We start from the raw sequence: 22,802 nt of genomic DNA, 5'->3' as shown, positions 1-22,802 counted from the left end.
ACCCGCGAGGCGAAGGTCACGTGCCGACACGTGGAGGCGCGACGGAGGCGCGTGGTGCACGATCGGACGATGAGTTCTGCACTCGCCACCGCTCCCGTCGACCACGCCGACCCGACACCCGTCGTCCACGTCCTGCACGACAACCCCGAGTGGCTGCCGCCGCTCGTGGCCGAGCTCGACGCCGCGGGGGTGCCCCACCGCGAGCACGTGCTCGACGGGACGTCGTTCGATCTCGCAGCCGCGCCTCCTGAGGGCATCTTCTGGTCGCGCCTCAGCGGCTCGGCCCACACCCGTGGCCGGGGGACGGCGAAGGAGGTCGCCCGGGCGACCCTGCGCTGGGCCGAGCGGCACGGGCGCCGGACGATCAACGGCAGCGGCGTCGTCGAGCTCGAGGTGAGCAAGGTCGCGCAGTACCTGGCGCTGGCGTCGGCCGGTTTCGACGTGCCCGCGACGACCGCCGTCTTCGGCACGAGCGACCTCAAGGCGCGGGCGCGCGAGCAAGCGCTGCCGTTCATCACGAAGCACAACCAGGGCGGCAAGGGCCTGGGCGTGCGTCGCTTCGACGACCTCGCCTCGTTCGACGCCTACGTCGACGGGCCCGACTTCGAGGTGCCGGTCGACGGGATCACCCTGCTGCAGGAGTTCCTCGAGGCGGAAGAGCCGTTCAACACCCGCGTCGAGTTCGTCGGCGGGCGGTTCGTCTACGCGGTGCGGGTCGACACCTCGGCGGGCAGCTTCGAGCTGTGCCCGTCGGACGCGTGCGTCGTGCCCGACGGGGCCGACCCGGCCACGTTCGCCCCGTTCGCCGTGCGTGCCTCGGTGACCGCCGAGCACCCGCTGGTGAAGCGGCTAGAGGCGTTCGTCGCCGAGCAGGGCATCGAGGTCGCCGGCATCGAGTTCATCGAGACCGCCGACGGCCGGTTCGTGCCGTACGACGTCAACACGAACACCAACTACAACCCCGACGTCGAGCGCGAGTCGTCGGTCTCGGCCGCCGCGACCCTCGCCGCCTGGCTCGGCGACGTGCTCGCGGCGGAGTACGCCCGCGTGCCCGCCTGAGAGCCTCGATGCGGGCCGTGGGAGACGCCTCGACGACGGCGGGCCATGACGAGCTCGGACTCGACCCTGCGCACCGCGTCGTCCAGCGGGTCGTGCTCCCAGACACGGACGACCGTCCAGCCCGCCACCTCCAGGCGTGAGGTCGTGGCGGCGTCTCGCCGACGGTTGCCGCTGAGCTTGTCGAGCCAGTAGTCCCCGTTGCGCCGGGGAAGGTGGGTGTGCGCCTCGCAGTAGTGCCAGAAGCAGCCGTCGACGAACACCGCGACCCTCAGTCGAGGGAAGGACAGGTCGGGTCGGCATCTCGTCCCCTCGACGGTGCGGTCGACGAAGAACCGCCACCCCTCGGCGTGGAGTGCCCTTCGTAGAGCCAGTTCCGGCGCCGTGTCGCGGCGCGCGATCCGACTCATGCGTCGGCGGGTGGCCGTGTCGCATTCGAACGCGTCAGGGGACGTCGAGCGCATCGCCGCGGTCTTCGTGAGGGTGGTCATCGTCTGCGGCACCTCCGCCCCTGCGCCCCGTGGCACGACGCTGCAGCTCGGGTTGCGTGCAGAGGTGACCGAGTTTCTCGTCGAGGGCGACGACGCAGAGCGGCGCGGCCTCGCCGCCGTTCTTGTCGTGGTCGCGGATGAGTGTGGGATGGAGCAGCTCGTGGAGGTCGCAGCCCGCTTCGGTGATCATGCGTCGACGGTACGGACGGCCCGTCCCAGTTGCGGCAGCACACGGTCGCCCTGCGGACGATGTTCCGTTCGAAGCCGCCTGTGGGCGACTCGTCGCCGGACTGGCCGACGGACGCGTCGATCGAGAGGGCGGAAAGTGTTCTTCAACGCCGGCGGAAGGACGGTTCTTGCCCACTCGACGACCCGGACTCGCCGATGGCGATGGGTCAGCGGCGAGGAGGCGCGGGTGGGGCCGGCGAGGTCGCGAACGCCCCGGCCGCGAGGGCGGTCAGCACGGCCGCACCGATCGTCACGGGTGCGAGCGGCCCGGCGAACGCGGCGGCCGGGCCCACCGTCGTGCCGAGTCCCACGACGAGCTGCCCGATCAGCAGCAGAACGAGACCGAACGCCGAGCCCAGCAGGCCCACCCGGGCCAGATCGCGGAGCCGCCGGGTGTCGTCGGCGAGTCGTCGGGTGCCCGTCGGCTCGGTCGCGAGACGGCGGCGCATGCGGACGAAGAGCACGAGTGCCACGACCGAGAGCAGCAGCGGGATGGCACTGCCGATCGTGAGCGCGGTCTGCACGACGCCGAACAGGGCGTCGGTGCCACCGGGGGAGGGCGGGGTGCTCATCGGGCTCCGTTCTGCTGGGGTGGTGCGTGCCGCCCGAGGCGCGCTGATCGGCGGGATGACGGGCGAGTTCGCGCCCGACGGTCGGCCACGACGCACCGTCGTGGACGGACTCGCCCGTCCGGCGCCACGGCTCGTGCGGACCGGACACGACGACGCCGACCAGGCGGGGGCCGGGTCGGCGTCGGGGGCCGTGCGGCCGGGTGTCTAGTAGCGCGGCTTGCGGGCGGGTCGGTCGCCACCGTACGACCGGTCGGGGCGGTCGTCGCGGCGGGGCGCGCCTCCTCGGCGGTCGGGCTTGATCTCGATCAGCTTGCCGCTGATGCGGGTGTCGCTCAGGCGGTCGAGCATGTCGCTCGACACGTCGGAGGCGAGCTCGACCACCGAGAAGTCGGGACGGATCTGGATCGCCCCGAAGTCGTCGCGGCTGAGACCGCCCTCGTTCGCCAGGGCACCGACGATCTGTCGGGGCTCGACCCGGTGGCGACGGCCGACCTCGATGCGGTAGGCCGTCATCGGCTTCGACGTGCGCGGTCCGCGATCGCGACGCTCGCCACGGTCGTCGTCGCGGCCGGCGCGGGGGGCACGGTCGTCGCGCTCGCGCAGCGGGCGCTCGTCGCGCTGGGGACGCTCGTCCTTCGGGTCGAGCAGCAACGGCGTCTCGCCCTGGGCGACCACCGCGAGGGCGGCGGCGACGTCGGCCTCGGGCACGTCGTGGTGCTCGACGTAGTGGCTGATGATGTCGCGGAACGCCGAGATGCGGGCCTCTTGCGCGAGGGCCTCGGTGATGGCGTCGTCGAAGCGGGTGAGGCGCGTGCTGTTGACGTCCTCGACCGTGGGCAGCTGCATCTGCGTGAGCGGCTGACGGGTGGCCTTCTCGATCGCGCCGAGCAGGCGACGCTCGCGGGGCGTGACGAAGCTGATCGCGGCGCCGCTGCGGCCGGCGCGACCCGTGCGGCCGATGCGGTGCACGTACGACTCGGTGTCGATCGGGATGTCGTAGTTGACGACGTGGCTGATGCGGTCGACGTCGAGGCCGCGGGCCGCGACGTCGGTCGCGACGAGGATGTCGAGCTTGCCGCTCTTCAGCTGGTTGACCGTGCGCTCGCGCTGGGCCTGGGCGACGTCGCCGCTGATCGCGGCGGCCGAGTAGCCGCGCGCCCGCAGCTTCTCGGCGAGGGTCTCGGTCTCGCTCTTGGTGCGGACGAAGATGATCATGCCCTCGAAGTTCTCGACCTCGAGGATGCGCGTCAGGGCGTCGACCTTCTGCGGGTACGACACCATCAGGTAGCGCTGGGTCGTGTTGACCGAGGTGGTGGTCTTCGCCTTGACCGTGATCTCTTCGGCGTCGTTCAGGTACTGCTTCGAGATGCGACGGATCTGCGGCGGCATCGTGGCCGAGAACAGGGCCACCTGCTTGTCGTCGGGGGTGTCGGCGAGGATCGTCTCGACGTCCTCGGCGAAGCCCATCTTGAGCATCTCGTCGGCCTCGTCGAGCACCAGGTACTTGAGCTCGCTGAGGTCGAGCGTGCCCTTGGCCAGGTGGTCCATGATGCGACCGGGCGTGCCGACGACGACGTGGACGCCGCGACGCAACGCGCTCAGCTGGACGCCGTACGCCTGACCGCCGTAGACCGGCAGGACGTGGACGCCGCGCATGCCCGAGGCGAACTGTTCGAAGGCCTCGCAGACCTGCAGGGCGAGCTCGCGGGTCGGCGACAGGACGAGGGCCTGCGGCTTCTTGGCCGAGACGTCGAGGCGCGACAGGATGGGCAGGGCGAAGGCGGCCGTCTTGCCGGTGCCGGTCTGCGCGAGGCCGACGACGTCGCGACCGTCGAGCAGGGTGGGGATCGTGGCGGCCTGGATGGCCGAGGGGGTCTCGTAGCCGATCTCGCGGATGGCCTTGAGCACCTGGTCGCTCAAGCCCAGGTCGGCGAACGTCGGCGTCGTGTCGGCTTGCTCTGTGGCGTCGCTCGGGGCTTGCTCGGTGGTGTCACTCATGGTGCAACGGTAGCTTGTCCGCGGCCTCCGCCGGTGCCTCTCGCGCTCGGGTCGGGCCGAGGTCAGGTGCCGACGACCGACGGCACCGCCGCGACCAGGGTCGCGACGACGACGATCGTGGTGACGGCGGCGCAGACGATCGCGGTCCACCGCAGGGCGGGGGAGCGCCCGGGGCGGCGTCCCACCGTGGCCGCCAGGAGGGCGGACACGGCGAAGGACGCCGCCGTGACTCCGACCACCGGTTCGGCCGCCCGTCGATCTCGGCCCAGGCCGAGGGGGAAGTCCGAGGCGCCCTCGGCGAGCTCGGTCCAGCCCCAGGCGAGGTAGCAGCCGACGGCGACCGCGGAGAGGGCGAGGGCGAGGGCGGGTTGGTGCGGGACGGGCTCGCGGTGGACGTAGAGCACGGGCGAACGCCGCCGCCCCCGGCGACGCGGACGGAGGATCGGGTCGTCCGGCTCGAGGGTGTCGTCGAGGGGCAGGCGGCCCTGGCGACGGAGGACGATCACCTCGTCGACCGGTCGGCGGCGCCTCGGGTCGGGGGACTGCTCCGTCGCAGATGACAACACGGTCGTTAGCCTACTGGTCGTCCGGGGATCGGGCGGCCGTCGATGTCGGCGGCCCGAAGTAGTCTTCTCGACGACCTCCGCCCGACCCGCGACACCCCGAAGGACGACGTGCAACCGACGTACCGCACCGCCAGCGGTCGGCTCTTCCAAGCCGACTGCCTCGAGGTCCTCGCCGAACTCGACGACGAGTCGGTCGACCTCGTGTTCGCCGATCCGCCCTTCAACCTGGGCAAGGTCTACGGCGCGGGCATCGACGACTCGCTCGACGACGACGCGTACCTGGTCTGGTGCCGCCGGTGGATCGCCGAATGCGTCCGGGTGCTGCGGCCGGGCGGCTCGTTCTACCTCTTCAACCTCCCGCGCTGGAACATCGAGCTCGGCCACGTCCTGAACGCCGAGGGCATGACCTTCCGCCACTGGGTCGCCGTCGACATCAAGTACGGCCTGCCGATCCCGGGCAAGCTCTACCCCTCGCACTACTCGCTGCTCTACTACAGCAAGGGCAAGCCGTCGCGCTTCGTCCGGCCCCGACTGCCGATCCAGGTGTGCCGTCACTGCGGTCGCGACATCAAGGACTACGGCGGGCACCGCAGCAAGCTCCACCCCGACGGCATCAACCTGACCGACGTCTGGCTCGACATCCCGCCCGTGCGTCACCGTGCGACGAAGACCCGCGGGGCGAACGAGCTCAGCGAGAAGCTGCTCGAGCGCGTGTTGACGATCAGCTCCGAACCGGGCGACCTCGTCCTCGACCCGTTCGGCGGGTCGGGCACGACGTACGCCGTGGCCGAGAAGATGCACCGCCACTGGATCGGCGCCGAGATCGGCGACGTCGGGCCGATCATCCGACGCCTCGAAGGCGAGGAGGCGCAGGTCGAGCCCCCCGGGCGCGGCGACACCGGACGCGGCGACACCGGGCGCGGAGTGTCGGCCGTCGTCGACCGCTAGCCGGGGGGTCGGCCGGGCGTCAGTCGCCTGCGGGCGAGCCGTCCGTCGAGGGGACCGCGGTGCGGACGGGCGTCGACAGGGCCACCCCGGGCAGCCGTGGCGAGTCGGGGTCCGAGAGACGAGGTCGTGCGGGTGCGTGCGGCGGCGTCGTGGCGAGCGGCAGCGGGGCGGTGGTCGGAGCCGGAGCGGCGGCCGGAGCCGGAGTGCGAGCGGCAGCCGGAGCGGCAGCCGCAGCCGGAGCGGAAGTGGCAGCGGGGGCGGCCCCCGCAGCCGGCGCGGCTCCCGCACCAGCCCCCGGCGCCGAGATCACGCTGATCGGCGTCGTGTCGGTGTGGACCGACTGCACCCGGACGCGCTTGGCCCGGCGCAGCCAGCGTCGGGCACCCGGGGTCGCCAGCAGGCTGCCGAGCACGAGCCCCGCGCCGATCGCGAGCGTCGTCAGCATCGAGAACACGAAGTCGACCTCGGCGCCGTCGGTGCCCGCCATGAAGTTGAGCAGCGACGACGCGACCGCGAGGGACGGCAGCAGCGACCCGCAGAACGCGGGCACGGCGATGACCGTGGCGGCCGTGCGCAAGCGAGCCGCCGCGACGGTCGACAGGGCGCCGAGCAGGGTGGCGGCGACGAAGGTCGCGCCCATCAGGGGCAGGCCGAGGTGGCGCAACGTGAACAACGAGAGGTTGCCGATCAGGGCGACGCCGATCGTGATGGGGATCATGCGGGCGGTCGAGCCCTGGGCGATCGAGTTGGCCGACGCCGCGGCGAAGCTCGAGATGAGCGAGAGCCAGAGGGGCAGGGCCTGCAGCGTGATGTTGGTCGGGTCGACCTCGATCGCGACGAAGCGGGCCGTGACGGCGAGCCCGGCCGGGATGCCGCAGACCACGCCGGCCACGATCAACCCGATGACGAGCGCTCGACCGACCGCCATCGACCGGAACCCCGAGATGGCGTCCTGGGCCCAGGTGACGATGGTGGGGTGCGGCAGCACGAGGACGACCACCGCCGCGACCATCGCCGCCGCGCCTCCCGGGGCCAGCAGCCCCGCCCAGATGCCCAGCGTGCCGAGGGTCGCCGTCACGGCGGCCTGCAGGCCGATGACGAAGAACTGCGGGATGCCCCGGGCGGTCAGCCCCCGCCCCGAGGCCATGATGCCGATCATCACGACGAAGGCTCCGACCGCGGCCTGCCACGTGCCGCCGGCCTGCAGCGTCACCGAGACGCCGAGCAGGCCCATGGCGAGGTCGGTCATCCACGACGGCCAGCGCGGCGGCGACCCCAGCACCTCGACGAGGCCGGCCACCGCCTCGGTCATGTCGCGGTCGTCGTGCAGCAGGTCGTCGACGATCTGGTACACCCGCGACAGCCGGTGCAGGTTCGAGCCCTCGGCGTAGATGACGCGCGTCTTCACCAACGGGTTGTGGCCGGCCGGCGCGTACTGGATGGTGATGGCGGTGCCGGTGATGTCGAGTTCGAGGGGCGCGAGGTTCCACTTCGTGCTCACGGCGACGATGGCGACCTCGGTGCTTCGGACGTCGGCGCCCGACGAGAGCATCACGTCGCCCAGGTCGAGGCAGAAGTCGACGATCTGGCGGGGCGAGTACAGGTCGCCGCCGATGCCGTGCTCGGGCGTCGTGCCCTCGTAGATCGTGCCGCGGAGCCGGGCCCGGACGTCGCGGAGCTCGTGCTGGTTGACCAGTCGCGACTGGGCCGGCCCCCGGGGCTTGCCCTTCGGCGGCTTGGGCACGCGCGAGGGGCGGGCCTTCGGCGCGGCCGGTCGGTCGGCTCGTCTCGCGTCGGACACGCTGCCCCTCTCGCTCACTCCGGTCCGGGTCGCCTCACCGCCCGCCGGGGCGGTGGGACCCGTCCGTCGAGTCTAGGAGGCGCGGGTCGCGTCGTCCGCGACCCTCACCCCCCGAAGAACCCGCAGGCCTCGCGAGGCGTCGCGGTCAGGACACGTGGTCGGAGTCGTCGTCGTCGCGCTCGCCCCGCGGCTCGCCGGCGTCGCCCCGGTCCAGGCCGGCGTCGGCCATGTCACGGCGACCGCCGAGAGGGCCCGTCCCGTCGACCCGCGAGGCCGCGTCGTCGCCGTCGAGCTCGGCCGCGTGGGCCCGGGCGTCGCGCTCGGCCTGCGCGACGAGCTCGGGGTCGTCGTCCATGTCGTCGAGGCCCCCGGCGAAGGGGGTCTGCGTCTGCGCGACGATCGCCTGCGAGGTCGAGCCGAGGATGACCCCGGGGTCGACGCCCTTCTCGTGCGCCAGGGCGGCCGTGAGGCCCGCGGCCAGGCTGCCGCCGGCGGTCCCGAGCGTCGCGACGACGTCCTCCTGGCGGGCGGTGAACGGCTCGTCGGTCAACTCTCCGACGACCTCGCGCAGGTTCTCGTCGCTGGCTTCTACCGCCTCGGGGTCGCCCTGCGTGATGGCCGCGGCCTGCGACACGACGGCGAGCGCCAGGGCGGCGGCCTCTTCCTCGGGCGTCCGGGCGGTGGGCTCGTTCGTGTCCTGATCCATGGGCCGACCGTACGCCCGGCGCGTCGGACTCCCTGTCAGGTGTGGGCCCCCGGGGTACGACCCGGTCGGCACCGGGTGGGAATGCCGGGCGACGCCCGCGGCTTGGGGCACAGATGAGCTCCACCGAGACACCCCAGACCGACAGCACCCGGCCGCAGGGCCCCGACACCGTCCCCGGCACCGCCCTCGTGGTGGGTGCGAGCGGCATCACCGGCACCGCGCTGGTCGAGCAGTTGACGCGCGAGGGGTGGGAGGTCCTCGCGCTCTCACGCCGCGCCTCCTCGTCCGCCGGGGTGACCGGCATCGCGGCCGACCTGACGAGTGCCGAGAGCCTGCGCACCGCGTTGGCCGACGCGAAGCCGACGCACGTGTTCTTCGCCGCGTGGCAGCGGCGCGACACCGAGGCCGAGAACATCGCCGTCAACGGCGCCATGGTGCGCGACCTGCTCGCCGCCCTCGACCACGCGCCCGTCCGGCACGTGTCGCTCGTCACCGGGCTGAAGCACTACCTCGGCCCGTTCGAGGCCTACGGCAAGGGCGACATGCCCGACACGCCCTTCCACGAGGACGAGGAGCGCCTGCCCTACCCGAACTTCTACTACGCGCAGGAGGACGAGCTGTTCGCGGCCGCCGAGCGCCAGGGCTTCACCTGGTCGGTGCACCGCTCGCACACCGTCATCGGCTTCGCCGTCGGCAACGCCATGAACATGGGGTTGACCCTCGCCGTGCAGGCCGCGCTGAGCACGCGCCTCGGCCGCCCGTTCACGTTCCCCGGCAGCGAGACGCAGTGGAACTCGCTGGTCGACGTCACCGACGCCGGCGTCCTCGCCGAGCAGATGATCTGGGCCGCGACCGACCCGGCCGGCGCCGACGAGGCGTTCAACGTGGTGAACGGCGACGTCTTCCGCTGGCGCTGGCTGTGGCCCCGCCTGGCGGGCCACCTCGGCGTCGACCCCGCGCTCGTCGAGGGGTTCGAAGGCGAGCCGCGGCCGCTCGAGCAGCAGATGGTCGGCCTCGAACAGGAGTGGCGCGACCTGGTCGCCGAGCACGACCTCGCCGAGCCCGAGCTGTCGCGCGTCGCCTCGTGGTGGCACACCGACGGCGACCTCGGCCGCGACATCGAGGTCGTCACCGACATGGGCAAGGCCCGCGACGCCGGCTTCACCCGGTACCGCCGCACCGAGCAGGCCTTCGTCGACCTGTTCGAGCGCTACCGCGCCGCCCGCCTCATCCCGTAGGAGGCGGCAGCCGAGGAGGCGCGGGTCGGCGGCCGAGGAGGCGCGGGTCGGCGGGCGGGGCGGCGCGCGGCGTCCGCACGGGCGATGCACAGGGGACGGCCAGGGCCGTGCCTCCCGGGCGTCGGTACGGTCGGCGAAAGCGACCCACCCGAGACGGAGCCGACATGACCCGCCCGACCCGCGCCTCCTGCGCCGCCCACCCGATCGCCGCCCGGACGAGCCCCCCGCGCCGCCGCGCGGCGGCGACGGGGACGACCCGATGAGGGTCACCGACACCAGCGACCTGTGGTGGAAGACCGCCGTCTTCTACAACCTCGACGTCGAGACCTACCTCGACTGGAACGACGACGGGGTGGGCGACCTCGAGGGCCTCGCGCACCGTCTCGACCACCTCTCCGAGCTCGGCGTGACCTGCCTCTGGCTGGCGCCGTTCTACCCCTCGCCGCAGCAGGACAACGGCTACGACATCTCGGACTACTACGGCGTCGACCCGCGGTACGGGCACCTGGGCGACTTCGTCGAGGTGGTCCGCACCGCGAAGGACCGCGGCATGCGGGTGATCGTCGACCTCGTCGTCAACCACACGAGCGACCAGCACCCCTGGTTCCAGGCCGCGCGCCGCGACCCCGAGAGCCGGTTCCGCGAGTACTACCAGTGGCGCGACGACGTGCCCGACGACCAGCCCGAGAACATGTTCCCCGACGTCGAGGACGGCGTCTGGTCGTTCGACGAGACCGCCGGTCAGCACTACCGGCACTCGTTCTACTCGCACCAGCCCGACCTGGCGACCCACCGCCAGGAGGTGCGGGACGAGATCGCCAAGGTCATCGGCTTCTGGCTGCAGCTCGGCATCGACGGGTTCCGCGTCGACGCCGTGCCCCACCTGATCGACACCGAGGACGGTGCCGAGCACGAGTTCCTGCGGGCCCTGCGCGGGTACGTGTCGCGCCGCAGCGGCAGCGGCATGATGCTCGGCGAGGTGAACCTGCCCTACGACGAGATGGTCGCGTTCTTCGGCGAGGACGACGGCGACGAGCTGACGATGCAGTTCGACTTCGTGGCCAACCAGGCGCTCTACCTCTCGCTCGCCCGGCAGGACGCCGCGCCGCTCGCGGCCGCGCTCGCCGACCGGCCTGCCCTGGCGCGGGGCAACCAGTGGGGCAACTTCGTCCGCAACCACGACGAGCTGACCCTCGACCAGCTGAGCGAGTCCGAGCGCGACGAGGTCTTCGAGGCGTTCGCCCCGCTCGAGTCGCAGCGCATCCACGGCCGGGGCATCGTGCGTCGCCTGCCGCCGATGCTCGACGGCGACCCTCGGCGCGTGCGGATGGTCTACAGCCTGATGTTCTCGACGCCGGGGGCGCCCGTGCTGTTCTACGGCGAGGAGATCGGCATGGGTGAGAACCCCGAGGTCTCGGGCCGTGGCGCGGTCCGCACGCCCATGCAGTGGACCGACGAGCCCGGCGGCGGCTTCTCGCGCGCCGACGCCCACGACCTGGTCGCCCCCGTCGCGGGCGAGGGCTGGGCGCCGGAGCACGTCAACGTCTCGCGGCAGCGCCACGAGCCCGACTCGATGCTGCGGTTCGTGCAGGGCCTCGTCCGGCACTACCGGGCCTCGCCCGAGATCGGCTGGGGCGACCTGACCGTGCTCGACACCGGCCACAGCTGTGTGCTCGCCCACGCCGTCCACGGCAGCACCGGGACGCTCGTCGCGCTGCACAACTTCGCACCCGACGGTCGATCCGTCGACGTCGACCTGGGCGCGCTCGACCTGGACGGCTCGGCGCGGGTCGTCGACCTGCTCGCCGACCTGGCGACACCCGAGCAGCTGGCCGCCGACGGCCACCTTCGCGTCGAGCTCGAGGGCTACGGGTTCCGCTGGCTGCGCGTGCTGCGCCCCGGCGAGAAGCGGCTCGTCTAGCGGCCCGACCCGACGACCCGAGGAGGCGCGGTGCCGGTGACGAGACCGGCACCGCGCCTCCTGCGTGCCCCGCTACGCGCCGGGGTCGGCGCGTTCGGCGTCGGCGATCGCGTCGCTCGGCACGGGCCGTCCCCGGCGCGACACGAAGGTCACGAGCCAGAGCACCACGCCGATCGCGAGCAGCCCGCCGGCGATCGTGTACTGCTCGGCGCCTCGACCGGACGACACCGGCAGCACCAACCACAGGCAGGCCACCACGCCGACGATCGGCAGCACCGTCCCCGCCCGGAAGTGCCGGTGCGTCACGGTGTCGCGGCGCAACACGAGCACGACGACGTTGACCAACGTGAAGACCGACAACAACAGCAACGACGTCGTGCCACCGAGCACGGCGACGATCGGCGACTCGGGCGAGAGCGAGACGTAGCCGATCAGCAGCAGGCTGAGCGCCGTGGTGAAGACGATCGACGCCCACGGCGTCTGCCGCTTCGGGTGCACCTTGCCGAGGAAGCCCGGCAGCACGCCCTGCTTGCTCATGCCGTAGAGCAGGCGGCTGGCCATCATCATGTTGATCAGGGCACTGTTGGCGACGGCGAACATCGAGATGAACGGCAGCAGCTGCCCGATCGGGAAGTCCGGGGCCGCCGTGTTCACCACCGTCACCAGCGGCGTCTCGTTGTCGGCCAGCTCGCCGATCGGCACGATGGCGACGGCGCAGATCGACACGAGCACGTAGATCACGGCGGTGATGCCGAGCCCGGTGAGCATGACCTTCGGGAAGATCCGGCTCGGGTCCTTCGTCTCCTCGGCCATGTTGACCGAGTCCTCGAAGCCCACCATCGCGAAGAACGCGAGCGAGGTCGCCGTGCTGACGCTCAGCAGCAGCGACTTGTCGCCCGGCGTCTCGAACAGCACCACCTGACCCCAGTCGGCGTTGCCGCCCGCGATGAACCAGAAGCCGATCAAGATCACCATGACGAGGCCCGACAGCTCGATCAACGTCAGCACGACGTTCGCCTTGACGCTCTCGCTCACGCCGCGGAAGTTCACGGCCATCACCAGCAGCATGAACGCCATCGCGATGAGCATCACGGCCGAGTTCGACAGCTCGACCCCGATGCCGGCCGCCAGGTTGGCCGCGAAGGCCCGGGACGCCGTGGACGCGCTCGTGATGCCCGAGCACATCACCACGAAGCAGACGATGAACGTGACGAAGTGGATGCCGAACGCCTTGTGCACGTAGAGCGCCGCGCCCGCGGTCTGCGGGTACTTCGTGACGAGCTCGAGGTACGAGAACGCCGTCACGAGCGCCACGGCGAACGCGATCAAGAAGGGCAGCCACGCCGCTCCGCCGACCTCGGCCGCGACCTGCCCGGTCAGGGCGTAGACGCCCGTGCCGAGGATGTCCCCGACGATGAACAGCAACAACAGCTTCGGGCCGATGGCCCGCTTCAACTCGGTGGGACCCTCACCCGTGTCGGTCGTCACGGGCTGTTGGTTCGTCGTCGACATGCTGACCTCCGGGGCGCATCGGTGTGTCTCGGGCGTTCCGGACATCCTGCCCTCGTCGTCGATGCGACGGAAGGGGCGGCCACGCATCGTCACGGCCCGGAAACCTGGGCACCGCCACGGCGGTGGTCAGGAGGCGCGCACCGGACCCCGCGGACGCAGGCGGTTCCCGAGCCACGCGACGTACCCTGAGCCCATGACGGTCCGCCTGTCCCCACCCCCGTCGTCGACGCCCGGCCCTGCCCCGACGTCCGGCGTCACCGACCCGATGACCCCGCGAGCCGCCGGTCTTTGGGCCGCCCTCGCCGGCATCGTCTCGATGGCCGCGTTCCTCGCCGCCGCCGAGGTCGTCGCCCTCGCCACCGGCCCGACCGGCAGCCCGCTCTTCGCCGTCGGCTCGGCCGTCATCGACCTCGCCCCCGCCGGGGTGAAGGACGCGATGGTGTCGCTGTTCGGCACCGGTGACAAGGTCGCGCTCTTCGTGCTGATGGGCGTCCTGCTCGTCGTCATCACTGGTGCGGCCGGGTACGGCGAGTACCGCCGTCAGCCGATCGGCAAGGTCGCCTTCGTGGCCGGCGGGGCGCTCGCCGTGGTCGCCGTCCTGACCCGCGCGGACGCGGGTCAGGTGGACGCCATCCCGAGCCTCGTCGGCACCTTCGCGGCGGTCCTGCTGGTCGACAAGCTGGCCTCGCGCCTCCGTCGGTGGGTCCGTTCGACCTCGCCCGGGTGGGCCGAGCAGACGCAGCCCGTGCCGCCGCTGCGGGGGGCCGGCCTCGAACGCCGGTCGTTCCTGACCTACACGGTGGTCGCCGGCGTCGCGGCGGTCGTCGTCGGCACGGGTGCACGGGTCGTCAACGCGGGCCGCGCCAACGCCGCGGCCCTGCGACGCGCCCTGACGCTGCCGCGGGCGAGCGTGACCGAGGCCGCGGTGCCGGCCGGCGCCTCCCTGGACGTCGAGGGGATCACCCCGTACGTGACGCCGAACGCCGACTTCTACCGCATCGACACCGCGTTGCAGGTGCCGTCGATCGACCCGGCCGACTGGAGCCTGCGCATCCACGGCCTGGTCGACCGCGAGGTCACGATCTCGTTCGACGAGTTGCTCGCCCTGCCGCTCGAGGAGCACATGGCCACCCTCAGCTGCGTCTCGAACGACGTCGGTGGCGACCTCATCGGCAACGCGCTCTGGCTCGGGTACCCGATCCGGGCGTTGCTCGAGCGCGCGGGGCCGAACGGAGGGGCCGACATGGTGCTCTCGCGCAGCATCGACGGCTTCTCGGCCGGCACGCCGCTCGACGTGCTGCAGGACGACGGCACCGACGCCCTGCTCGCGGTCGGCATGAACGGCCAGCCGCTGCCGATCGAGCACGGGTTCCCGGTGCGGATGGTCGTGCCCGGCCTGTTCGGCTACGTCTCGGCGACGAAGTGGGTCGTCGAGATGGAGGTCACGCGCTTCGCCGACGCCCAGGGGTACTGGACGCCGCGCGGCTGGGACGCCCTCGGGCCGGTCAAGCTCGAGTCGCGCATCGACGTGCCCCGCGACGGCGGCTCGGTCGACGCGGGGACGGTGTCGATCGCAGGCGTGGCCTGGCAGCCGCACACCGGCGTCGAAGCCGTGCAGGTGCGCATCGACGGCGGGACGTGGCTCGACGCGACGTTGGCCGACTCGGTCTCGGCCGACACCTGGCGCCAGTGGGTCTACCGGTGGGACGCCGCGGCCGCCGGGTCGGGGTCGCACACCATCGACGTCCGGGCCCGAGGTGCCGACGGCACGTGGCAGGCCGAGGAGTACGTCCAACCGGCGCCGAACGGTGCCGAGGGGTGGCACCGGGTGACGGTCGACGTCGCCTGACGAGCGTCGTCCTCGGGACGTCAACGTCGCGTGCGGGGCCCGCCCCCGTCGATCTGGACCCACCCTGCGGCGGGCGGACGGGGGCCGCGCGGGCGGCCGGGGAGGCGCGGGTGCCAGGGTGGGAGTCCGCGGCCCGTCCGCCGCGCGGCCCGCTCCCGGGGCCGCCGTCCGATCGAAGGAACCCCCATGCCCACCACCGTCCACCTCGAACTGCACGTCGACCCCTCCCGGCTCGACCTCGCCCACGAGATCGCCCGCCAGACGCTCGTCGCCACGCGGGCCTGGCCCGGCTGCGAGGGGCTCGAGGTGCTGATCGACGACGCCGACCCGTCGGTGATGATCGTCGTCGAGACCTGGGCCACCTCGGCCGACCACGAGGCCTACGTGGCGTGGCGCGCGACGCCGGAGGGCGCCAACCGCCTGCCCGAGGTGCTCGTGGCGCCCCCCACCACGCGGTCGTTCGCCGAGACGGTGCCCCTGGCCTGAGGCGCGGGCGCCGGCCCGGACCGGCCCGGCCCGGCCCACCTGGCGTCGGCCCGGTCGGGCGGTCGGTCCGTCGTCGGCCGCACGCCAGCCACAACGGGCGAGTTCGTCGTCCGTGGTCGACCGCGGACGCCCGTCCCCGACGAACTCGCCCGTTTCGCGTGAGCCCGGCAGCCACCCGGCCCGGCAGCCACCCGGGCCGGCAGCCCGGTGTCGTCCGTCCGACGTCGTCCGTCGGCCGCCCCGGCCTGCCGTCAGGCGTCGAGCAGGCCGCGGATGTCGTCGGCCGTGAGCGCGGCGCTGAAGACGGCGTCGTCGACCATCACGGCGTCGAACAGCTGGGACTTCTGCGCCTGCAGGGCGAGGACCTTCTCCTCGATGGTGTCGTTGGCGATCATCCGGTAGACCATGACGGCGTCCGTCTGGCCGATGCGGTGCGTGCGGTCGACGGCCTGCGCCTCGGTCGCGGGATTCCACCACGGGTCGAGGATGAAGACGTAGTCCGCCTCGGTGAGGTTGAGTCCGAAGCCGCCCGCCTTGAGGCTGATCAGGAAGGCCGGGGCGTCGCCCGTCTTGAAGCGGTCGATCACCTCGCCGCGCCTCCGGGTCGAGCCGTCGAGGTACTCGAAGGCCACGCCACGCTGCTCGAGTCGGGCGGCGACCTTGTGCAAGAACGTCGTGAACTGGCTGAAGACGAGGGCCCGGTGCCCCTCGGCGACCACGTCGTCGAGTTCGTCGAGCAGGTGGTCGAGCTTGGCGGACGGGACGTCGGCGTAGGCCTCGTCGACCAGTGAGGCGTCGAGGGACAGCAGGCGCAGCAGGGTCAGCGACCGGAACACGATGAACCGGTTGCGGTCGAGGTCGTCCGTCAGGCCGAGCAGCTTCTGCCGCTCGCGCTGGAGGAAGGCGTCGTAGAGCTCGCGGTGCGCCGGTTCGAGGTCGACGCGGAGCACCTGCTCTTGCTTGGCCGGCAGGTCGGAGGCGACCTGCTCTTTCGTCCGCCGCATCATCAGCGGCCGGATGCGGCGGCGCAGCTTCTGCAGCAGCTCGGGCGCCTCGCCGGTCGCGATCGGCTTGACGTAGTCGTCGGCGAAGCGGACGCTGCTGCCGAGCAGGCCGGGTGCCACCACGTGCAGGAGCGACCAGAGGTCGGTGAGGCTGTTCTCGAGCGGCGTGCCCGTGATGGCGAGCTTGAACGGCACGTCGAGGTCGACCGCACAGCGGTGCGCCTGCGAGGAGCGGTTCTTCACGAACTGGGCTTCGTCGAGGACGAGCCCGGCCCAGCCCTCGGCCTGGTAGGCCGCGAAGTCGAGGCGGAACAGCGCGTACGACGTCACGACCACGTCGGCGCCCTCGGCCAGGTCGTGCACCGAACCGCGCCCGCCCTTGGCCTGGGTCGCGGTGACCGCGCGGACGGTCAGGCCCGGGGTGAAGCGGGCGGCCTCGGCGACCCAGTTGGACACGACCGACGTGGGGGCGACGACCAGGAAGGGGGCAGGAGCGGCGCCCTCGTCGGCGGGTGCCGGCGACCCGGTGCGTGCCGGCGACCCGCCCCGGGCCCGTTCGACCTCGCGGACGTGCGCGACGAGTGCGAGGGTCTGCAGGGTCTTGCCGAGCCCCATGTCGTCGGCGAGGACGCCACCGAGCCCGTGTTCGTGCAGGAAGGCCAGCCACGCGAACCCCTCGTGCTGGTACGGACGCAGGGTCGCCGCCACCGAGGCCGGCACGGGCACGGTCGTCGCGGCGTCGAGACCCCCGGAGTCGGCGAGGGCCAGCAGCCCGCCGACGGCCCGTTGCCACTCGGCCGCCGGGACCGACTCGTCGGCGAGGTCGTCGAGCTCGGACCAGAGGCTCGCCTGGTAGCGGTTGATGCGCGGGGCGACCTGCCACTCGTCGAGGGCGGAGGCCTCGTCGATCAGCCGCTTGAGCTCGTCGAAGGCCGGGTGGTCGAGCGAGAGGTACGAGTGGTCGACCAGCAGCAGCTTCTTGCGGCCCTTCGCGAGTGCGGTGATGAGCGGCGTGAAGGGCACCGTCCGCCCCTCGACCGTCACCATCACGCCGAGGTCGAACCAGTCGCGCTTGTCGGTCGGCATCGTGGTGATGGTCAGCCGCGGCTCGTCGGTCAGCTCGCGGTAGTCGGGCCGCGTGCCGACGAGGTCGACCCGGACGTCGGACCGAGCCTCGAGGGCGGGCAACGTGCCGGTGGCGAACTCGGCCGCGGTCACCCCCGTCAGCACCTGGTCGCGGGGGACGACGTCGAGCTCGCCCAGGTCGGGCACGGGGGAGTGGGCGGTGAGCGGCTGCAACCCGCCGTCGACCGTCCACCCCCACGCGACGCGGATGGTCTGCGCCTTCTCGAACCGGACGGTCACCGTCAGCACCGGCGGCTCGATCGTCGGGAACTCGACCGAGGCGTCCGAGCTGACGACGTCGACGCTCCGCCGCAGGGTGGGGTAGTAGTCGCGCAGGAACTCGGCCGAGTCGCCGGCCGGCACGACCACCTCGGGCGTGATCGTGAGCAGTCGACGCTGTTCGTCGTCGAGCGGGACCACGGTCGGTGCGAGGGTGAAGGTCAGCACCGGTTCGTGGGCGACGCACCACACGCCGTGGTCGGCGATGACGCCGGTCGACTCGGCACGACGGGCCACGCCGTCGACGGTGACCCCGGCGGTCAGCAGCATCGAGCCGTCGTCGCCCCGCACGGCGTCGACCCTGACCCGGGCCTCGTCGCCGACCACGACGTCGGTGGACCGCTTGCCCGTGACGAGTGAGACGCCGAGCCGCTCGGCCTCGGCGAGCAGGGGCCAGAGCAGCGGGCTCGCGAAGTCGTCGACGAACAGCCAGTCGGCGTCGCCGGGCGTGTAGGTCGAGACGGCCGAGCGGTGCAGCGCCGCGAACTGGCCGAACCAGGCGTGCTGTTCGGGCTCGATGGCGAGCCGGTTGAGCTGGTAGGGCAGCGACGACCAGGTGAGGTTGCCCCGCACCCAGTTGCCCGTGCCGCTCAGCGTCACGGGCCGCACGCCGAGCCGCTGGACGGTCGGGCCGCCCTGACGACGTGCCGAGGGAGCGACCGCCCGCCCCCGGGTCGAGTGCGCCCGGTCGCGGAGCTCGAACAGCAGCCCCATGCGCGTCGTCCGAGCCGAGGAGGCGCGGGTCGGCCGCCCCACCGCCCCCACCGTCGACCGCCAGTCGCCCGTGCCCGGGCCGGGTCGTGCGGCGCCCAGCGCGGTCACGCCCCCGGTCGTCAGGTCGTCCGGGCTCGGTGAGGTCGCGCTGCGGTCGGCCACCGCGCGGGAGTTGCTCTGCAGGAGGGTCGCCGCGACGTGTTTGCAGTCGCTGCCGATCGGACACGTGCACCGACTGCGGACGGGGCGGCTGTACTCGCCCCGGGTCGCCCGCAGGTCGACGACGACGTCGTAGGGCGTCGCCTCGGCCCCACGAACGGTGCCGTCGAGTCGCTCGTCGGCCGGGTGCCACGTCGTGTCGAGCACGGCACCGTCACGGACGTACTCTTTCGCCCGGTTGAAGGCTCGCGGCCCGACGAGGCGGATGACGTCGACGGCGTCGACGAGCGGCACGGCCGTCGAGTGCACGGGCCCGTCGGCATCGTCGCCGTCGTGGCGTGAGGCGTCGCGCGGGGCACCGCCGGCGCGGGCCGGGAAGCCCTCGTGCACGTCGAACTCGTCGCCCAGGTCCATGCCGCCATGATGTCAGCCGTCACCGACAGCTCGATCGTCGTCCACAGCCCGGAGGTCCACCCACGGGCAGGGGGGAGGCGTCGACACGCCCCGTCCCCAGCGGGACGGTCGTCCACACCCCGGACGAGTGGCTAGGTGTCCGGCCGGAGCGGTGCCACACTTGACCCGTGCGGTTCACCCCGCACCACCCCCGTCGGCGCAGCAGCTGACGCGCATCACCCCCGCTCGTCCCGTCGCCCCGCCTCCGTCCTGCCCCCGCATCGCTCCCGCCTCACCGGCACCGGGCCGTCGTCGCCCCGGTGCCGATCACCCTGCCCCCACGCTCGAAGGGACCGGCACCCCCGTGTCTACCGCCACGCCCCGCGACGCCTCGCGCCTCGCCCACCTCGACGCCCTGCTCTTCGACCTGGACGGCGTCCTGACGCCGACCGCCGAGGTCCACATGCGCGCGTGGTCCCGGCTCTTCACCGAGTACTTCGCCGCGCACGGCCTCGCGCCGTACACCGAGAGCGACTACTTCGAGCACGTCGACGGTCGGCCCCGCTACGACGGCGTCCGGGCCATGCTCGCCGCCCGCGACGTCGTGCTGCCCGAGGGGTCGCCCGACGACGGCCCCGACGTCGAGTCCGTCTGCGGTCTCGGAAACCGCAAGAACGCCGCCTTCGCCGCCGAGCTCGACGAGAACGGCGTCACGCCCTACCCGGGGTCGGTGGCCTTCCTCGACCGGGCCATCGCCGAAGGCGTGCGGGTCGCCGTGGTCTCCAGCTCGCGCAACGCCGTCCCCGTGCTCGAGGCCGCCGGCCTGCGCGACCGCTTCGACGTCGTCGTCGACGGCGTCGTCGCGGCCGACGAGGGCATCGCCGGCAAGCCGGCCCCCGACACGTACCTAGAGGGCGCCCGCCGCCTCGGGTTGACCGCCGACGACTGCGTGGTCGTCGAAGACGCGCAGTCCGGCGTCGAGGCCGGCCGGCGGGGGGCCTTCGGCCTCGTCCTGGGCGTCGACCGCGGCACCGGTGCCCAGGCCCTGCTCGACTTCGGTGCCGACATCGTGGTCGACGATCTCGGCACGCTGGTCGGGGCACTCGACCGAACCCGCGCCTCCTCGGCTCCGAACCCCGGCCAGGCGACACCGGACACCCCCTCGACCAGCACCAGCACCAGCAGCACCGGCACCACGGAGGCACAGTCGTGAACCACATCACGTCCGACCCGCTCGACCGCTCGAGGTTCCCCGTCGACGAGTGGGCGCTCGTCGAGGACGAGTACATCCAGGGCGACGAGGGCCTGACCGAGACCGTCTTCGCGGTCGGCAACGGCTACCTGGGCCTGCGCGGCAACCCCGACGAGGGTCGTGGTGGTCACTCGTTCGGCACGTTCGTGAACGGGTTCCACGAGACCTGGCCGATCCGGCACGCCGAAGAGGCGTTCGGTTTCGCCCGCGTCGGCCAGACGATCGTCAACGTGCCGGACGCCAAGGTCGTCCGGCTGTACGTCGACGACGAGCCCTTCGTGCTCTTCGAGGCCGACATCCTGCGGCACACCCGCCGCCTCGACTTCCGTGACGGCGTGCTGATCCGCGAGATCGACTGGCGCACGCCGTCGGGCAAGCGCGTGCTCGTGACGAGCCGCCGCCTGGTCAGCTTCGAGGACCGCCACCTCGTCGTCATCGAGTACGAGGTGACGATGCTCGACTCGTCGGCCTCGCTGCTGATCTCGAGCCAGATCCTCAACCGGCAAGACCTCGGCGACCAGTACCACGCGGGCATGCGGGCCGCAGCCGAGGCGTTCGACCCGCGCAAGGCCGAGTCGTTCGACGACCGCGTGCTGCAGCCCGTGCTCAAGCGCAACGGGGGCACGCGAGCCGTCCTGGGCTACCGCACGACGAACTCGGGCATGACGATCGCGGTCGGTGCCGAGCACCGCATCGAGACCGACGCCGAATGGGACCAGTCGTCGCAGATCGACGACGACATCGCCAAGCACGTCTACCGGGTCAAGGCGCAGGCCGGCCAGAAGGTCCGCCTCGTCAAGACGATCAGCTACCACACCAGTCGCGGCGTGCCCCCGCGTGAGCTCGCCGACCGGTGCGACCGCACCCTCGACCGGGCGTCCGAGACGCCGACCGCCGAGATCTTCGCGCACCAGCGGGCCTGGCTCGACGACTTCTGGCAGCGCAGCGACGTGCAGGTCGCGGGTCAGCCCGAGATCCAGCAGGCCGTCCGCTGGAACCTCTTCCAGCTCGCCCAGGCCACGGCCCGCACCGACGGCCAGGGCGTCGCGGCCAAGGGCGTCACGGGGTCGGGCTACGGCGGTCACTACTTCTGGGACACCGAGATCTACGTCCTGCCGTTCCTCACCTACACGTCGCCGAACGTCGCCCGCAACGCCCTGCGGTTCCGCCTCGGCATGCTCGACGCCGCCCGCGACCGTGCCGTCGAGTTGAACCAGCGGGGCGCCCTGTTCCCGTGGCGGACCATCAACGGGCTCGAGTCGAGTGCGTACTACGCGGCCGGCACGGCGCAGTACCACATCGACGCCGACATCAGCCACGCCCTCAGCCAGTACGTCCAGGCCACGGGTGACGAGGACTTCCTGCAGCGGGGCGCGGTCGACATCCTGGTCGAGACGGCCCGGCTGTGGGCCGACCTCGGCTTCTGGCGCTCCAACGGCGACCAACGCTTCCACATCGACGGCGTCACCGGCCCCGACGAGTACACGACGGTGGTCGACGACAACCTGTACACGAACGTCATGGCGAGGGCGAACCTGCGTGCGGCCGTCCGGGCGGTCACCCGCCTGAAAGAGGAGGCGCCGGTCGCCTTCGACCGCATGGTCGCGCGCCTGGGTCTCGAAGAGCACGAGATCACCGGCTGGCAGCTCGCCGCCGAGGCCATGCACATCCCGTACGACGACCACCGGGGCATCCACCCGCAGGACGCTCAGTTCCTCGACAAGGAGCTGTGGGACCTCGAGGCCACCCCGGCGAACAAACGTCCGCTGCTGTTGCACTACCACCCCCTGGTGATCTACCGGTTCCAGGTGCTGAAGCAGGCCGACGTCGTGCTGGCGCTCTACCTGCAGGGCGACGAGTTCACGCCCGAGCAGAAGCTGCGCAACTTCGAGTACTACGACGCCCTGACGACGGGCGACTCGACCCTGTCGGGCGTCGTGCAGTCGATCATCGCGGCCGAGGTCGGGCACCACCAGCTCTCGCAGCAGTACTTCCTGTCGTCGCTCTACGTCGACCTCGCCGACCTGCACAAGAACACCTCCGACGGCGTGCACGTCGCCTCGACGGGCGGCATCTGGAGCGCGCTCGTCAACGGCTACGGCGGCATGCGCGACTGGCTCGGGTCGTTCACCTTCGACCCGCGCCTGCCGTCCGACTGGGACGAACTGTCGTTCCGGGTCTCCATCAAGGGCAGCCGCGTGCGGGTCGACCTCGCCCAGCACGAGATCGTCTTCACGATCGAGACGGGCGACACGGTGACCGTGGCCGTCCGCGGCGAAGAGGTCGAGGTGTCGCCCGATGCGCCGGTCCGCGTGGCGCTCGACGGCCAGGGCCCACGCATCACGACGCGCGTGCCCACCACGAGCGACCTGCGAGGCCTCATGCGCGCCGACGGCTCGGTCATCACCGCGTCGATCCCGACCATCAGCGTCGACCGCTACGACGAGGACGAAGCCGCGTCCTGACCGGCGCGGCGTCCGTCGATGACGCGACCCGCGCCTCCC

General features: G+C 72.2%; 17 protein-coding genes. 8 read left to right on the top strand and 9 right to left on the bottom strand.

The genetic code is table 11. From position 1 onward, the window contains the following. Positions 1-69 precede the first annotated feature (69 nt). Entirely contained in the window at positions 70-1,059 is a 990-nt protein-coding gene (locus AC3CCI_RS00940) for an ATP-grasp domain-containing protein (protein ID WP_488627821.1), read from the top strand. Here the strand turns inward: AC3CCI_RS00940 and AC3CCI_RS00935 are convergent. From AC3CCI_RS00935 to AC3CCI_RS00915, 5 genes are all read right to left on the bottom strand, one after another. Further along, a complete protein-coding gene (locus AC3CCI_RS00935) occupies positions 954-1,520 on the bottom strand; it encodes a very short patch repair endonuclease (RefSeq protein WP_488628707.1) in 567 nt (188 codons plus the stop codon). The genes AC3CCI_RS00940 and AC3CCI_RS00935 overlap by 106 nt on opposite strands. Continuing rightward, the gene (locus AC3CCI_RS00930; RefSeq protein ID WP_488627820.1) at positions 1,501-1,737 is read right to left on the bottom strand and encodes a hypothetical protein; all 237 of its coding nucleotides are present in this window, start codon (positions 1,735-1,737) and stop codon (positions 1,501-1,503) included. Before AC3CCI_RS00930 ends, AC3CCI_RS00935 begins: the two co-directional genes overlap by 20 nt. A gap of 205 nt (positions 1,738-1,942) precedes the next feature. Next, positions 1,943-2,347, bottom strand: a complete 405-nt coding sequence (locus AC3CCI_RS00925) for a hypothetical protein (protein ID WP_488627819.1) — start codon at positions 2,345-2,347, stop codon at positions 1,943-1,945. A 204-nt stretch (positions 2,348-2,551) separates the two neighbouring features. After that, positions 2,552-4,345: a DEAD/DEAH box helicase gene (locus tag AC3CCI_RS00920; protein ID WP_354594636.1), complete on the bottom strand. Its 1,794-nt coding sequence runs from the start codon at positions 4,343-4,345 to the stop codon at positions 2,552-2,554. A 62-nt stretch (positions 4,346-4,407) separates the two neighbouring features. Then, positions 4,408-4,911, bottom strand: a complete 504-nt coding sequence (locus tag AC3CCI_RS00915) for a hypothetical protein (RefSeq protein WP_488627818.1) — start codon at positions 4,909-4,911, stop codon at positions 4,408-4,410. Positions 4,912-4,953: 42 nt separating this feature from the next. Between AC3CCI_RS00915 and AC3CCI_RS00910 the strand changes: the two genes are divergently transcribed. Further along, positions 4,954-5,859, top strand: a complete 906-nt coding sequence (locus tag AC3CCI_RS00910) for a DNA-methyltransferase (protein ID WP_488627817.1) — start codon at positions 4,954-4,956, stop codon at positions 5,857-5,859. A gap of 19 nt (positions 5,860-5,878) precedes the next feature. Here AC3CCI_RS00910 and AC3CCI_RS00905 read toward each other — a convergent pair whose 3' ends face one another. Both AC3CCI_RS00905 and AC3CCI_RS00900 read right to left on the bottom strand, forming a co-directional pair. Further along, a complete protein-coding gene (locus AC3CCI_RS00905) occupies positions 5,879-7,660 on the bottom strand; it encodes a threonine/serine exporter family protein (protein WP_488627816.1) in 1,782 nt (593 codons plus the stop codon). Positions 7,661-7,805: 145 nt separating this feature from the next. After that, complete coding sequence (locus tag AC3CCI_RS00900) at positions 7,806-8,366, bottom strand: hypothetical protein (RefSeq protein ID WP_488627815.1); 561 nt, start codon at positions 8,364-8,366, stop codon at positions 7,806-7,808. Positions 8,367-8,479: 113 nt separating this feature from the next. Here AC3CCI_RS00900 and AC3CCI_RS00895 point away from each other — a divergent pair, with 113 nt between their 5' ends. Then, on the top strand, positions 8,480-9,604 hold the full coding sequence (locus AC3CCI_RS00895) for an SDR family oxidoreductase (RefSeq protein ID WP_488627814.1): 1,125 nt from the start codon (positions 8,480-8,482) through the stop codon (positions 9,602-9,604). 259 nt (positions 9,605-9,863) lie between these two features. Then, positions 9,864-11,525 carry an alpha-amylase family protein gene (locus AC3CCI_RS00890; RefSeq protein ID WP_488627813.1) on the top strand — a complete coding sequence of 554 codons (1,662 nt, stop codon included), beginning with the start codon at positions 9,864-9,866 and terminating at the stop codon, positions 11,523-11,525. 72 nt (positions 11,526-11,597) lie between these two features. Here the strand turns inward: AC3CCI_RS00890 and AC3CCI_RS00885 are convergent, their stop codons facing one another. After that, positions 11,598-13,037, bottom strand: coding sequence for an APC family permease (locus AC3CCI_RS00885; RefSeq protein WP_488627812.1), 1,440 nt, complete (start codon positions 13,035-13,037; stop codon positions 11,598-11,600). 193 nt (positions 13,038-13,230) lie between these two features. Between AC3CCI_RS00885 and AC3CCI_RS00880 the strand changes: the two genes are divergently transcribed. Beyond that, positions 13,231-14,886, top strand: a complete 1,656-nt coding sequence (locus AC3CCI_RS00880) for a molybdopterin-dependent oxidoreductase (RefSeq protein WP_488627811.1) — start codon at positions 13,231-13,233, stop codon at positions 14,884-14,886. A 186-nt stretch (positions 14,887-15,072) separates the two neighbouring features. Beyond that, a complete protein-coding gene (locus tag AC3CCI_RS00875; RefSeq protein ID WP_488627810.1) occupies positions 15,073-15,372 on the top strand; it encodes a putative quinol monooxygenase in 300 nt (99 codons plus the stop codon). Between the two features lie 251 nt (positions 15,373-15,623). Here the strand turns inward: AC3CCI_RS00875 and AC3CCI_RS00870 are convergent, their stop codons facing one another. Further along, positions 15,624-19,067 (bottom strand): DEAD/DEAH box helicase, encoded by a 3,444-nt coding sequence (locus AC3CCI_RS00870; protein ID WP_488627809.1) that lies wholly within the window; start codon positions 19,065-19,067, stop codon positions 15,624-15,626. 343 nt (positions 19,068-19,410) lie between these two features. On the opposite strand from AC3CCI_RS00870, the gene AC3CCI_RS00865 reads away from it, so the two are divergent. Then, positions 19,411-20,259: an HAD family hydrolase gene (locus tag AC3CCI_RS00865; RefSeq protein ID WP_354594647.1), complete on the top strand. Its 849-nt coding sequence runs from the start codon at positions 19,411-19,413 to the stop codon at positions 20,257-20,259. Then, a complete protein-coding gene (locus AC3CCI_RS00860) occupies positions 20,256-22,763 on the top strand; it encodes a glycoside hydrolase family 65 protein (protein WP_488627808.1) in 2,508 nt (835 codons plus the stop codon). Before AC3CCI_RS00865 ends, AC3CCI_RS00860 begins: the two co-directional genes overlap by 4 nt. Positions 22,764-22,802: the final 39 nt, after the last annotated feature.

The sequence above is a fragment of the Frigoribacterium sp. CF331 genome, assembly GCF_057787905.1.
The sequence above is the reverse complement of the archived record's forward strand: the minus strand, read 5'-3'. Positions and strand labels throughout refer to the sequence as shown.